The following is a 13,290-nucleotide window of genomic DNA, read 5'->3' as shown; positions in this document are numbered from 1 at the left end:
TTAATGGCTATGGACCGAGACAAGAAGGGACCAACATGGCGAGCTGCCAGAGATTTGACGTAGCCATTGTGGGCGCTGGCATCGCCGGCCTGACCGTCGCTCTCAGCCTGCCGCCTGACTGGCGCGTAGCCCTTCTGACCAAAGGGCGGCTGGGGGAGAGCAACACGCGCTACGCGCAGGGAGGGCTGGCGGCGGCATTGGGGCCGGACGACAGTCCCGCACTTCATTACGGGGACACCCTGGCGGCGGGGGCTGGCCTCTGCGACACGGAAGCCGTACGCATCCTCGTCGAAGAAGCGCCGGCAGCCGTGCGCTGGCTGATCGAGCTGGGTGTCCATTTTGACCGGGCGGCCCCTGGCGAGAGCGTTGAGGCCACGACTGCCGAAGGTCTGCTCCTGGGTCAGGAAGCGGCTCATGGCCGGCGGCGCATTCTCCACGCGGGTGGCGACGCCACGGGGGCCGAAATCGAGCGCGCCCTTCTGGCCGCCCTCAAGGCCCGTTCCCACATCTCCATCTACGCCGACACTCCTGTCTGCTCCCTCCTCGTTGGCGAGGCTGGCTGCTATGGTCTGCAGGCTCTTGATGAGCGCGGGCAGCCCTTTGTCATCGAGGCGCGTGAGACAGTGCTGGCCTGTGGCGGTACGGGCAGCCTTTGGGCATACACCTCCAACCCTGCCGGCGCTACTGCTGACGGTCTGGCCCTGGCCTGGCGCGCCGGGGCTGCTCTGGCCGACCTTGAATTTGTCCAGTTCCACCCGACGGTACTCAAGGTCAATGGGGCCAGCCATCTCATCTCGGAGGCCGTCCGCGGCGAAGGGGCCTATCTGCGCAACCATGCCGGCGAGCGCTTCATGCTGCGCTATCATCCCCTGGCCGAGCTGGCCCCGCGCGACGTGGTGGCGCGTGCCATCCTCAGCGAGATGCAGGCTGAAGGGGTGGATTGCCAATACCTCGACCTGACCCATCTTCCTGATGAGCGGATGTATGCCCGCTTTCCAACCATCGCGGCCCTCTGCCGTCGTTACGGCCTCGATCTGGCCCACGACCTGCTGCCTGTTGCGCCGGCAGCTCATTACTGCATGGGCGGGATACAGGTCGATCTGCAGGGGCGTAGCAGTCTGCCCCATCTCTATGCCGTTGGCGAAGTCGCCTGTACTGGCGTGCACGGCGCCAATCGCCTCGCCAGCAACTCCTTGCTTGAAGGACTGGTCTTTGGGCGCCGCCTTGCTGCAGCCTTGCATGGAGCGCGTTCTGAGCAGGCACCCCATGCTGCCGGACGGCGGCAGCGCGAGCTAAGGCTCTCGCTTGTTGCCGCCCAGGAGCAGGCCCGCCAGTGGCCGCTGCCGCCGGACTGGGTCGGACCAGAGGAGCTGGCGCGCGCGCTTCAGCAGGAGCTGCGAGAGCTGATGTGGCGCTTCGTCTCGCTCTGCCGCGACGAGGAGGGACTGCGCACCGCCTGGAGCCAGTTGCTACAGCTGCGCGCCCGCTTCGCTGAGGCGGCCCGGCCACGTGCACCTCACGAGGCAGTTGGGTGCATCTGGCTAGAGACCGCCAACATGCTCGATAGTGCTGCTCTCGTCGTGCAGGCTGCCCTGGCGCGGCGCGAAAGTCGAGGCAGCCACTGGCGTAGGGACTATCCTCAGCCTGATCCAGCCCTGGCTGGCGTCAGCCTGGTCCTGCGTCCCGCTCTTCCGGGCGCCGAGGCCACGAGCAGTCTTGCTCTTCAGCACAAAGGAAGACCGTATGTCTGAACTCCCGCTTGACCTGCTCAGACAGGCCCTGATCGAAGACGGAGCCTATCGCGATCTCACCACGCTGTGTACAGTGCCCGCCGAAGCCCAGGCTCGGGCTGTCCTGCTGGCGCGGCGCGAGGGCGTCATTGCCGGCCTTGCTCTTGCCCTGGCCGCCTTTCGCCTGCTCGACGAGCGTGTCCAGGGAGAGGCGCACGTCAAAGACGGGGAGGCCGTCGCCGCCGGTCAGCCGTTAGCGGATCTTCGCGGGCCGGCGCGCGCCCTCCTGAGTGCCGAGCGCGTGGCCCTCAACTTCCTCGGCCACCTCTCCGGCATTGCCACCCTGACTGCGCGCTGTGTCCAGGCGGTAGCTGGCACCAGCGTGCGCATTCTTGACACGCGCAAAACCACCCCTGGTCTGCGGTCCCTCGAAAAGGAGGCCGTGCGTCTGGGAGGGGGCTACAACCACCGCTTCGGTCTCAGTGACGGCATTCTCATCAAAGACAACCATATCAAGGCCGCTGGTGGTCTGGCCGCCGCCATCGACGCGGTGCGTCGCCAGGTCCCCCATCTCCTCAAAATCGAAGTCGAGTGCGAGACCCTTGAGGAGGTGCGGGCCGCTGTCCAGGCTGGGGCTGATGTCATCCTGCTCGACAACATGGGCCTGGAGCAGTTGCGTCAGGCCGTCGCCCTCGTGCGGACCAAGGCGCCCGGCATCCTCCTGGAAGCCTCGGGTGGTATCGGCCCAGATCCAGAGCGCCTGGCGGCTGTGGCGGCCACGGGGGTCGACTTCATCTCCCTGGGGGCGCTGACACACTCGGCTCCCAGTCTGGACGTTGCCCTGGAGTTTCTCGCCTAGCGCTTACCGGCGGGAGCGTTATTGCAGCCCGCGAAGCCAAAACAAGAAAGGAGGAGCGAAGTCTCATGGCTCTGCAAACAGCCTGTGAAGCCAGCCAGGAGAGTCGCATTCTACCCTTGCTGCATCCTGCCACGCGCGACCAGTATGCGCACGGAGGGCGCGCCGACCACATCCCGCGTCGCTATGCTGAGATGGATGGAGCCGAGCTTGATCGGCGCATCAGTCAGGCCAAAGCGGCTCTTGGCCAGCGCCTGCTGATCCTGGGGCACCACTACCAGCGCGACGAGATCATCAAATACGCCGACCTGCGCGGTGACTCCTTCAAGCTCGCTCAGCAGGCGGCGGCGCGGCCCGAAGCCGACTACATCGTCTTCTGCGGCGTGCACTTCATGGCCGAGAGTGCCGACATTCTGAGCGCCCCTCATCAGCAAGTCATCCTGCCTAATCCGACCGCCGGCTGCTCAATGGCCGATATGGCCAGCATCGCTGAGGTCGAAGAATGTTGGGAGACGCTCAACGAGGCCCTGGGAGAAGAGGCCAGCCTCGTGCCGATCACCTACATCAACTCGGCGGCCAGTCTCAAAGCCTTCTGTGGCCAGCACGGTGGTATCGTTTGCACCTCCAGCAATGCTTTCAAGGTGATGGAATGGGCCTTCAGTCGGGGGCGACGACTCCTCTTCTTCCCGGATGAGCATCTCGGGCGCAATACTGGCCACGCCTACGGTATCGCCGAGGAGGAGATGGTCGTCTGGAATCCCAAGAATCCCCAGGAGACCCTCGACGATGAGGAGCGGCTGCAACGCGCACGCCTTATCCTGTGGAAAGGCTATTGTTCGACCCATATGCGCTTCACCGTGCAGCAGATTGCCAAGGCACGCGCCGAGCACCCCGACATCACGGTCATCGTCCATCCCGAGTGCCGGCGTGAAGTGGTCGAGGCTGCCGATCTCTACGGCTCGACCGAGTACATCATTCAGCAGATCGAGCGGGCGCCGACGGGCAGCAAGTGGGCGGTGGGAACCGAGATCAACCTGGTTCATCGCCTGGCCCAGGAGCATCCCGACAAGCTGATCTTCTGCCTCGACCCGATCGTCTGCCCTTGCTCGACCATGTACCGTATCCATCCGGCGTACCTGGCCTGGGTCCTGGAGGCCCTCGTCGACGGCCAGGTGATCAACCAGGTGAAGGTAGACCCCGAGGTGGCCCATTGGGCCCGGGTGGCCCTTGACCGCATGCTGGCGCTGAAATAAAGACCGGGCTAGAGCGACCACCATGCCAGGGTGGCCGCGCCAGCGACGGCGCGCAGGACGCTGCTCTGCAGAGGACTCGCCCGCGCGCCGTTCCCTGCTGGCTCTGATTCACGATGGCCTGCTGATCGCTCTCGGATACCCCGCTTCGCTCCACTCCGCTCTTTCTCTCTCTGCACTTGCCAGGGAAAAGTGCTGACTGCTATGCTTCTGAAGAAGTAAAAACGGTGTACTCTTCCTGGAGCTGTTCGGCTCCAATCAAGGAGGTAAAGCTGTCTTCTCTCCTGCTCTGACTCTGGAGAGACACTTGTGGTAGCTGCCTCCAGGGAGAGAGAGCATCGGACTCAAGCCGGATTGTCTTCTGTCAAGGGAGGATAGCATGCAGCAGAGACACGCAGCCAGCAACGATCTTCTGGCGAGCAAAGACCGCTTGAGCGCACTGAGCGACGGGATCTTTGCAGTCGCCATGACCCTCCTGGTCCTCGATATCCGCCTGCCGGATGGCCTCGGATCAGCAGCCATTCCCGATGCATTTCTTACTCTGCTCCCGCGTTTCTTGATTTATATTATGACCTTCGCCTTGTGCTCCTCTTACTGGTACGGTCAACATCGCTTGATGGATCGGATGACCGTGGTAGATGGAGGCTTCTCTGCGCTCTGCCTGCTCTTTCTCTTTTTCATCACCCTCTTGCCAGTGGCTATGAACAGTTTTGGCCGCTATCCAACCATACCCCTGGCGATTGCATTCTATACACTTAATCTGGCCTGCTGCGGCCTGGCACTCGTAGTGCTGACCTGGTATGCCGTCTTTCATCGTGGACTGCTTGAGCGTGCGATGGGGCGGCAGATCTGGGAGCACGCCCTCTATTACGGTCTCCCCACCTCGCTTCTGCTCCTCTCTTCTTTGCTGCTGCTCTTGTTCACACGCACCACACTGCCAGTGATGGTCTGCTGGTTGCTGATTCCTGCGGTCAGTGGCCTGACGCGCTTCATCGGACGCAGGCAGCCCAGGCAACGGCACTGAGCTACTGGTCAGCACCTGCCAGCAGAGGGACGAGGAAGTGAGCTGTGAGCTGTGAGCTGCGGGCTGTGAGCTATGAGCTGCGGCCTGCGCTGTTGGTAGCAGGCTCTGGCAGGTCTGCCCTATCATCAAAAGAGAAGAGTGCTGGCCAGAGAGCGCTGGCCGGCCTCTCCTGCTCTCGCTGGTTGCGCAGCTGAAAGCCGCGACCAGCCCGTTGATCGAAGGAGAAGGTGAAAGGTATGCGCATTATCGCACTCGAAGAGCATTTTCAAATTGCAGAGATTAATCGAGCTGCTGCGCGGTGGCAGCCCCAGGAAGTGGGCTTCCGTCCCGTTGGCTATCCCCCGCCTGAGCGAGAGCTGGAAGATCTTGGCGAGGGGCGGCTACGCGCTATGGACAGCATGGGCATCGATATGCAGATTCTTTCCTACACGGCTATGGCTCTTCCGGCCATCCCGCCTGCGGAGGCTGTCGCGCTCATGCGAGAGGTCAATGATCGCCTGGCCGCTGCCATCCAGGCCCATCCTGAGCGCTTTGCCGGCTTTGCCACCTTGCCGTTGACTGATCCCGAGGCGGCGGCCCGCGAGCTAGAGCGAACTGTCTCCAGGCTAGGCTTCAAAGGAGCCATGATCAACGGGCGGGTCGAGGGCCTTTTCCTGGATGATCCCCGCTTCCGCCCTCTGCTAGAGGCTGCTGAAGCTCTGGACGTGCCCATCTATCTACATCCAGCTCCGCCGCCGGAGCCGGTGATTGCCGCCTGCTACGCGGGACTCCCCCCCAACGTCACGACCGTCTTCGCCACGGCGGGCTGGGGCTGGCATCTGGAGACCGGCATTCATGCTTTACATCTGATCCTGGCTGGCGTCTTCGATCGCCATCCGCGCTTGCAGATGATTCTCGGGCACTGGGGCGAGATGATCCCCTTCTACCTGGCACGCATCAATCAGACGCTAACTCCTGCGGCCACGCATCTGCAGCGGCCCGTGGCCGACTACTTCCTGGAGCATTTCTACGTGACGCCCAGCGGCCTCTTCACCTTGCCGCCTTTTCTACTGACGCTGCAGATCGTGGGGGCCGATCGCATTCTCTACTCTGTGGACTACCCCTATATCCAGGACAGGCAGGCGCGGGCTTTTCTTGAGCAGGCACCGCTCAGCCCTGCCGACCGTGAGAAGATCGCCCACGGCAATGCCGAGCGGCTGCTCAAGCTCCAGTCCAGGGCCTAGCCTGGCATAGCTGTTGCCAACTTGGGAGCAGCGAGAGGGAGCGGCTGGCCTTGTCAGCGGAAGGGTGGTGGTGATACTGTGTAAGCAGCGCCTCGGGCGCTAACCCGCCGCGCCGCCTCCTGCGGACGCCGGGTCAGACTTTCTATGCAACGAAAGGACCAGCGATGAGCGAAACAATAGAGCGTGTTGTGTTAGAGGAGGGCCAGCCGGCCCCCGACTTCACGCTGCCTGTCGTAGGCGGCGACGAGACCAGCGGTGATCAGTTGCATCTGGCCGATCTACGCGGGCGTGTCGTTGTCCTCTACTTCTATCCAAGAGATAATACTCCTGGCTGCACGACAGAGGCCTGCAATTTCCGCGACATGCATCCCGAGTTCCGTCGGCGCGGCATCGTTGTGCTTGGCATCAGTGCCGATGAGGTGGACTCGCATCGCGACTTTGCTGAAAAATACCATCTGCCTTTCCCTTTGCTTGCCGATGTGGGGGCTGTAGTCGCGCGCCAGTATGGGGCTTATGGGGAAAAGACTCTCTACGGTCGCAAGTATCTCGGCGTTCAGCGCATGACCTTCCTCATCGATCGGGATGGCCTCATTCGCAAGGTCTGGCGCAGTGTCAAGCCAGATGGGCATGCGCAAGAGGTGCTGCGTGCCATCGAGGAGCTGCAGCTTGCCTGATCCTTTCTGGCTGAGCCTGGCTCAAGTCAAAGGTGAACGAGAAGCCGGCCACAGTCGAGCCTGAGCTGGCTCCGGCCAGCAGCTTTGGCTACCTGGAAGGAACCGACCCGTAAAAAGCCCAGGAAGGGGCGTTATCATCGGCATGGGACAGGACCAGGGCGGGCACAAATGGGCCACGTGCCTGGTCCGTGCTGCCAGCGGCTGCTATAATAGGCGGCGCACAAGCTGAGCAGTTTGCACGCCGATCAGTGGCATGCAAATATCGACTGTGGAGGGCTGCCCAATAATGAAGCACCCGATTCAGCAGCTTACGCGCCTCTTCTTGGGCGTCGGTTGCTCTCTGATCTTGATGAGTCTCTTAGGAGCCTGCAACCTCTTTGGGGGCACAGGTGGTACCCCGACGCCGACACCGACCCCAACGAGCAAGCCGAGCGTGGCCTCTAGCACGGCTCCGGCGGGCAATCTCGTCAGCTATCGGGGTGATGGCTATGTCATCAGCTATCCCCGCGGCTGGAAAGTAGACACCAGCAAGCCAGGCTTTGTCACCTTTTCTGATCCGCAGGGCATCGCCTATCTCTCGGTGCATGTCCAGCCCAATCCGAACGGTATCATCTCGGCACAAGACCAGGTCTCGGTGGGTCTGCAGCTCTTCCGCTCGCAGGTCACTCACTACCAGCCGGTCAGCGTCGCCCCGACCGCGACCGTGGCTGGCGAGTCTTGGAACCAGGGAGCGGCCACCGGTGACCTGCGTGTCGAGGGCCAACCGAATCCAGTCACGGTCAAAATCGTTGTTCTGGCCGCCAACCATCCGGCGAACTCGCCCCAAACCCAGGGTTTTACCATTGCCTACGCTACTGCCCAGGAGATCTTCGATCTGGCTGATGAAGGAGAATTTCAGCCGATGCTGCACTCCTTCGCCTTCACGAGCTGAAGGCAGGGGCAAGGGGCCATCACCGGGCGGGGCGGGCGCAAGGGCCTCATCGTCGGTCACCAACGTACGGAGTGAAAGGAGCGCATGGAGCTGTTCGACAAGGCGAAAGAGCGAGCAACCTCGTTCCCGGCGATCGACAGTAGCCAGGGGCATACCATCGCCTACTCGCGTACCACCAGCAGCCGTCTCATGGGAGTTCTCGACGCCAATGCCAATGGCAATGTCCACGGCGGCGTCATCATGCGCATGGTCGACGAGGCGGCGGCGGTGGTCGCCATCAAGCACTCGCACCGCAATGTAGTCACTGCACGTGTTGAGCGCTTTGACTTCCTGGAGCCGGCCTATCTAGGAGATGTTGTCTCAGTGCACTGCGAGCTGCAGTATGTGGGGCGCAGCAGCATGGAGGTCGGCGTGCGTGTCACAGCGGAGGACCCCCTGACTGGCGAAGTGCGGCATGTCGCCAGCAGCCGGGTGATCTACGTTGCTCTCGATGAGCATGGCAAACCCACGCCGGTCCCTCCGCTTGTCCCTGGCAACGATGAGGAGCGCGCCATCATCGAGCGGGCCCGCCTGCGCCGCCAACGGATGCAGAAACTCGAAGAAGAGCTGGCGAAATTGGAGGAAGGCAGCAGCGAGTGAGGCCGGACTAGGCATCGGGAGTCTCGGCCTGCTCGCCGCTGGGAGAGGCCAGCGTTGGGGTCTCGGGCTTCGGCTGCTCATCCAGGAAACGCACATCGTGCATCAGCAGGTGTACTGCCGTGCTGCCCAGCAGCACCAAAGCCCCGATGCCACAGAAGAAGGTGTCCACCGGGCCAAAAGCCAGGCCGAATACTGTGCCCCGGAAGCCGTGCAGCACAGTGCTCACCAGGGACCCGGCCAGAGCGGCGCTCAGGACCGAGGCCAGGCTGCCCGCCGGCGTGAGCACTGCTGTCACGCGACCCACAAATTCACGGGCCGTCAGCCGCAGCACCAGCGGCTCGACGGCCACATTTACGGCGATCCAGGTCGCACCCACCAGAAAGATCAGCCCGAAGGCTGGGCCAACGCTGGACATGCGCGCCAACAGCAGTGTGGTCAGCCCCAGCGCAAAGGTGGCTCCCCACAGCAGGCGTGGCAGGCCCAGCCGATTGGCGATCAGACCGGTGATCAAGGCGCCGGCAATGGCTCCCAGGCCAAGCACCGTGCCCAGCGGACCATAGAGATTCGGCTGGGCCTGCAGATTGTCGGTTACAAAAAAGATGGCCAGAGCATTGAGCGCTCCGAAGGCGCTCATGCTCAGCAAGCTGGCCAAGAGCACGGCCAATAGCCCCCGACTGCCGAACAAAACACGCAGTCCGGCACGGAAGTCCTGGCTGAAGCTACTGTGATCGCTCTCCAGACGCTTCTCGCCTGGGGCGCGGATCAGGGCGATCGTCAGAAAGGAGATGCCGAAGGAGAGGGCATCGGCGATCACGGCCCACTGGATGCCGAGGTTGAAGACCAGCAGCGAGCCGATGGCCGGCCCAAGGATGACGGAGAGTCCCATCGTAGCCTGGCTGAGACTCGTGGCCCGGGCCAGGTCCTCTGGTTCAACGATGTCGCCGATCAGGGCCAGGCGTGCGGGATTAAAAAACTGGCCGCAGCTTTGGTCGAGTAGCACTACGGTATAGACAGCGCCGAGCTGCCAGCCAAGCGGTAGCTCCAGTTCACCGAAGAATGGCACGGTTGGAGCAAGGGCCCAGGCCAGGCAGCCCGTGAGCGCCATGCGCAAGCCATCGGTACGCAGCATAGTCAGCCGCCGTGACCAGCGATCGACGAAGACGCCAGCCAGTGGGCCGATAATTGCCACCGGCGCGTACTCTGCCATGAAGACCCCACTGACCGCCACTGGTGCCCACGAATGCCCCCGCCCCAGGTCGTTAGCGATCCAAAGTACAAGCGCTGCTCCTAGAATCACGTCGCCCAGGTTAGAGATGGCCTGGCCGAGCCAGAGCAGAGCGAAATTGCGATTGGTCAGGACTTTCATCGACAGTCATGATAATCAGGCCGGTCGTGCTGGGGGAGAAGGATGCTCTTGAATTAGCCCCGCATGCCAGTGCTACTATTCTCTTACAGAAAGAAAGCGAGAGGGTGCAGGTGCCCTATGGCGCCGGCCCTGGCTCGCGAGCTACCGCTGCTGGCTTCTCAGCTGCCTCTGCTCTCCATCTGCTTGCGGGTCTCTTCTCTACAGCCTGTCACAGCGAGGGGAGTGCTGTCAAGATGAACGGCGCCTGAATGGCGAGGGCGAGCAGATGGCCCAGCAGATGGTCCAAGGGAGCGGGGGCGAGACGAGTAAGCGAAGCGGCTATGATCTTGTGAAAGGTGAAGAGGAGGAGAGTTCTCTTGACATACCACTATCGTGGCAAGACTGCCCTGATTACAGGGGCCTCATCGGGTATTGGGCGCGCGTTTGCCCAGGCCCTGGCGGCGCGCGGCATGCATCTTATCCTCGTGGCGCGCTCGGAGGAGCGTCTGCAGCAGCTTGCCAGTGAGCTGCAGGAGCGGCATGGTATCCAGGCTGAGGTCATCGCCAGTGACCTCAGCCGTGAGGGGGCGGCGGCCCAGCTGGCCAGCCTTGTACGGGAGCGTGGTCTCACCGTTGACCTGCTCATCAACAACGCCGGCTTCGGCACCTATGGTCCCTTCGCTGAGCAAGCTGCCGAGCGTGAACATGAGGAGATCATGCTCAACGTGACCGCTCTTGTTGACCTCACCCATGCGCTGCTCCCCGCGATGCTGGCCAGGGGTGAGGGAGCTGTCATTAATCTGGCCTCGCTGGCGGCCTTCCTGCCCATTCCCCATATGGCTGTCTATGCTGCTACCAAAGCTTTCGTGCTCTCTTTCAGCCAGGCGTTGTGGGTCGAGTATCGGCGCCAGGGACTGCGGGTTCTGGCCGTCTGTCCTGGCCCTGTCGCCACCAACTTCTTTGCGGTCATAGGCACCTCACAGGAAGACATGCCTGGCGGGATTCTCTCCCCTGAACAGGTGGTAACCGCCAGTCTCCGCGCTCTGGAACGGGGACGCAGTCAGGTTGTCCCGGGCCTGCTCAACAAGCTGATGGCCTTCAGCACGCATCTGGTACCGCGGACGCTGGGAGCGCGCGTCGCTGGCAGCTTCCTGCCTCGTCGCACGCAGCCCGGCAGATCTGCCGTTGGTGGCCGCTCACTCTCCTCGACGCCCGAACCACAAGCGCACTGAGCTGGCTGGAAGTGGAACTTCCCTGACCCTATCCGATCCTGGCAAAGGCAAAGGAAGAGCGACTGCGCTGAGCTGTGCTGTGCTGTGGGGGCCGCTGGAGCTTGCCCTGTCGCTCTTCCTTTGCGCTACGCTACTCCTTACTCCTGGCCGAGCGATGCGGCGATCTCGCCTTCTGACGAAGGAGCCTGCTCGGGCGAAGCCGCGCTGGATGCTGAACCGATCGGAGCAGCGCGCGATCTGTCTGGCCAGCGCGGGACAATGCGCGGGAGGCGCCCCCGTCGATAGAGTTGCCAGCCGGCCAGCCAGAACAGCAGCGTCAGCAGGCCGAGCGCAGAAAGGGCCGCGCCTCTCAGCACCGAGGCGGGACGATAGAGATAACTGAGGGTGTGTGTCCCCGGTCCGACGCGAATGGCCGGCATCAGACTGGCGAAACTCTGCACGGGCACGCGCTGCCCGTCGAGTATGGCTATCCAGCCTGGGTAAGCTGTCGTAGCCACCACCAGGTAGCCGCCTGTGGCGCTGGTCACGCGGAAGCTCTGTTCATCGTCCTGCAGGCGCAGCAGCTGGACCGTCGCTGGCAGAGGCTGGTAATGGGCCAGGCTTGGCGGTTGGCCATCCGGTCCGGGGCGCAGCAGGTAAGCCGGCCCGGCGTCAAGACTATTGCGGTAGAGGAAGGTCCCGTCGATCTCGCCGACGAGAAGCAGATGACTATCGTGAAGCGGGCGCTTTGAAACCAGTACTGTGACGTGCAGCAGGCCGAGTAGACGCGGGTCAGGGTGGACCCAGGGGGCATCGTAGGGAATCCGCTGCTGATAGCCAGTCCCGTAGTACCCACCGGCGCGGTCCATATACTGGACGTAAGCGCCGACCAGCAGCGGATCAGCTCCGTCGGCCAGGCGTAACTCCAGCTCAGCAGCGGTCAGCTGTGGAATATTCTCCTGCACGCCATAGATGCGTCCATCGCCGGCCAGCTGCTGCGCCGCCAGAGCGAGGCGCGAGGGTGTCGTGATGAGGCTCACGGAGCCAACCTGCGAGTAGTGCTGATCGAGCAGCACCAGGTTGGTGACCACCAGAGCCAGCAAGAGTGCTCCTGCGCCCAGACTCGCGGCTCGGCTCAGTCGCCGCAGAGCTTCTGTCACGGTACTGGTGCCCAGACCGGCCAGCAGCGCGATCCCCAACAGGCCCAGGAACCAGATGCGTGCCAGGCCACGGAAGCGGTCGAAGTCTGGCAGAAGATGCTGGACCACATGGTAGACCTTCGAGGACTGCCCCATTGCCAGACTGGCGACCAGCATCACGGCCAGCACCAGCAGCCAGGCTTGGCGCGTGCGGCTGGCCGTGCCGAAGGCCGCCAGGCAGAGCACGCTCAGGCCCGGGGCAATCATGCCCTCCCAGGTGAGCCAGCCCGGCGGTGGGGTATTCACCAGCGCCTGAAGGAACTGTGTCAGCGTAATCTGATCATGGGGGTGCAGGGCGTAAGCCCGCGTTGAGTAGCGCATCAGTTCCTGCAGAGGCAAAAGGTGGACGCCGGCCAGAGCCACGCCCAGACCGCAGGCTGCCAGGAGGCAGCTGGCAGAAAGCAGGGCCGGACGCCTGCCGGCCTGCCTGAGACGCTGCAGCAGGAACCAGAGAGAGACAGCGGCCAGCATCAGCAGGCCGTAGTAGGCCATCTGCGGATGGCCGGCCAGCAAGGTCATAGCCACGCAGATGGCCAGGGCCGGACCCCAGCGCAGCGGCTGGCGCACGGTGGCCCAGGCAGCCAGCGCCAACCAGGGGTACCAGCAGACCGTCTGCATAATTGTCACATGACCGGCTCCCAGATGGCTGATCAGGCGTGGCGTGGCCATATAGCTAACCGCCGCCACCAGCGCCGGCCAGCGCGGCAGCGCGAGAACGCGGCGCGCCAGCAGCAGTGTTCCCAAACCAGCCCAGAAGAAATGCAGCGTCATCAATAGAAAGAAGTAGTGGCGCAGCGAGAAGAAATACACCAGTTGTGTGGGTGGATAGAAGAGAGCCGCCAGGGGATCGGCACCCAGAGGCAGGCCACCGCCGAAATAGGGATTCCACAGTGGAAGGCGGTGCGCCTGAGCAACTGTACGCTGTAGCTCCAGAACCATCGGCCAGTGGCTCACCACGAGATCGCTGCCAGGCCAGGCGGCCACCAGCTGATCGTCACTCACCGGGGCGGGCCACTGGATCAACAGCGCCACCAGCAGCAGTAGCGCCACCTGACCGGCGCCAACCAGCCAGCGCTTTAGCCTCGGCCCGAGTTTGCTAACTCTCCTCGATGCTTGCTGCAGATACCGTAAAGATAGCTGGAGATAGTCCATTGCTTTCTGCGCCTTTCTTCTTGCAAGCATTTCCGTAGATAGAGAGACGCTTGGAA

General features: G+C 62.9%; 12 protein-coding genes. 10 read left to right on the top strand and 2 right to left on the bottom strand.

Features of this window, described 5'->3' with window-relative positions:
* The first annotated feature begins 35 nt into the window (after window positions 1-35).
* From nadB to BGC09_RS00905, 8 genes are all read left to right on the top strand, one after another.
* Window positions 36-1,751 carry an L-aspartate oxidase gene (nadB, locus tag BGC09_RS00940; RefSeq protein WP_069801308.1) on the top strand — a complete coding sequence of 572 codons (1,716 nt, stop codon included), beginning with the start codon at window positions 36-38 and terminating at the stop codon, window positions 1,749-1,751.
* Window positions 1,744-2,589: a carboxylating nicotinate-nucleotide diphosphorylase gene (nadC, locus tag BGC09_RS00935; protein ID WP_069801307.1), complete on the top strand. Its 846-nt coding sequence runs from the start codon at window positions 1,744-1,746 to the stop codon at window positions 2,587-2,589. The genes nadB and nadC overlap by 8 nt, the downstream gene beginning before the upstream one ends.
* A 65-nt stretch (window positions 2,590-2,654) precedes the next feature.
* The gene (gene nadA / locus BGC09_RS00930) at window positions 2,655-3,839 is read left to right on the top strand and encodes a quinolinate synthase NadA (RefSeq protein ID WP_069801306.1); all 1,185 of its coding nucleotides are present in this window, start codon (window positions 2,655-2,657) and stop codon (window positions 3,837-3,839) included.
* Window positions 3,840-4,215: 376 nt separating this feature from the next.
* Complete coding sequence (locus BGC09_RS00925; protein WP_069801305.1) at window positions 4,216-4,860, top strand: TMEM175 family protein; 645 nt, start codon at window positions 4,216-4,218, stop codon at window positions 4,858-4,860.
* A gap of 236 nt (window positions 4,861-5,096) precedes the next feature.
* The gene (locus tag BGC09_RS00920) at window positions 5,097-6,083 is read left to right on the top strand and encodes an amidohydrolase family protein (RefSeq protein WP_084657801.1); all 987 of its coding nucleotides are present in this window, start codon (window positions 5,097-5,099) and stop codon (window positions 6,081-6,083) included.
* Between the two features lie 164 nt (window positions 6,084-6,247).
* Complete coding sequence (gene bcp, locus BGC09_RS00915) at window positions 6,248-6,757, top strand: thioredoxin-dependent thiol peroxidase (RefSeq protein WP_069801304.1); 510 nt, start codon at window positions 6,248-6,250, stop codon at window positions 6,755-6,757.
* A gap of 286 nt (window positions 6,758-7,043) precedes the next feature.
* Window positions 7,044-7,688, top strand: coding sequence for a hypothetical protein (locus BGC09_RS22695; RefSeq protein ID WP_069801303.1), 645 nt, complete (start codon window positions 7,044-7,046; stop codon window positions 7,686-7,688).
* A gap of 84 nt (window positions 7,689-7,772) precedes the next feature.
* A complete protein-coding gene (locus BGC09_RS00905) occupies window positions 7,773-8,327 on the top strand; it encodes an acyl-CoA thioesterase (protein WP_218103918.1) in 555 nt (184 codons plus the stop codon).
* A gap of 7 nt (window positions 8,328-8,334) precedes the next feature.
* Here the strand turns inward: BGC09_RS00905 and BGC09_RS00900 are convergent, their stop codons facing one another.
* A complete protein-coding gene (locus BGC09_RS00900) occupies window positions 8,335-9,693 on the bottom strand; it encodes an MFS transporter (protein WP_069801302.1) in 1,359 nt (452 codons plus the stop codon).
* Window positions 9,694-9,701: 8 nt separating this feature from the next.
* On the opposite strand from BGC09_RS00900, the gene BGC09_RS00895 reads away from it, so the two are divergent.
* Both BGC09_RS00895 and BGC09_RS00890 read left to right on the top strand, forming a co-directional pair.
* Window positions 9,702-9,941 (top strand): hypothetical protein, encoded by a 240-nt coding sequence (locus tag BGC09_RS00895; RefSeq protein WP_069801301.1) that lies wholly within the window; start codon window positions 9,702-9,704, stop codon window positions 9,939-9,941.
* Between the two features lie 108 nt (window positions 9,942-10,049).
* Window positions 10,050-10,904 carry an SDR family NAD(P)-dependent oxidoreductase gene (locus BGC09_RS00890; RefSeq protein WP_069801300.1) on the top strand — a complete coding sequence of 285 codons (855 nt, stop codon included), beginning with the start codon at window positions 10,050-10,052 and terminating at the stop codon, window positions 10,902-10,904.
* A 137-nt stretch (window positions 10,905-11,041) separates the two neighbouring features.
* Here BGC09_RS00890 and BGC09_RS00885 read toward each other — a convergent pair whose 3' ends face one another.
* Window positions 11,042-13,234: a putative glycosyltransferase family protein gene (locus BGC09_RS00885; protein ID WP_069801299.1), complete on the bottom strand. Its 2,193-nt coding sequence runs from the start codon at window positions 13,232-13,234 to the stop codon at window positions 11,042-11,044.
* Window positions 13,235-13,290 lie beyond the last annotated feature (56 nt).

The organism is Thermogemmatispora onikobensis (assembly GCF_001748285.1).
In the GTDB taxonomy this organism is placed as follows: domain Bacteria; phylum Chloroflexota; class Ktedonobacteria; order Ktedonobacterales; family Ktedonobacteraceae; genus Thermogemmatispora; species Thermogemmatispora onikobensis.
Note: the sequence above shows the minus strand (reverse complement) of the source record. Positions and strands in the feature narration are given on the sequence as shown.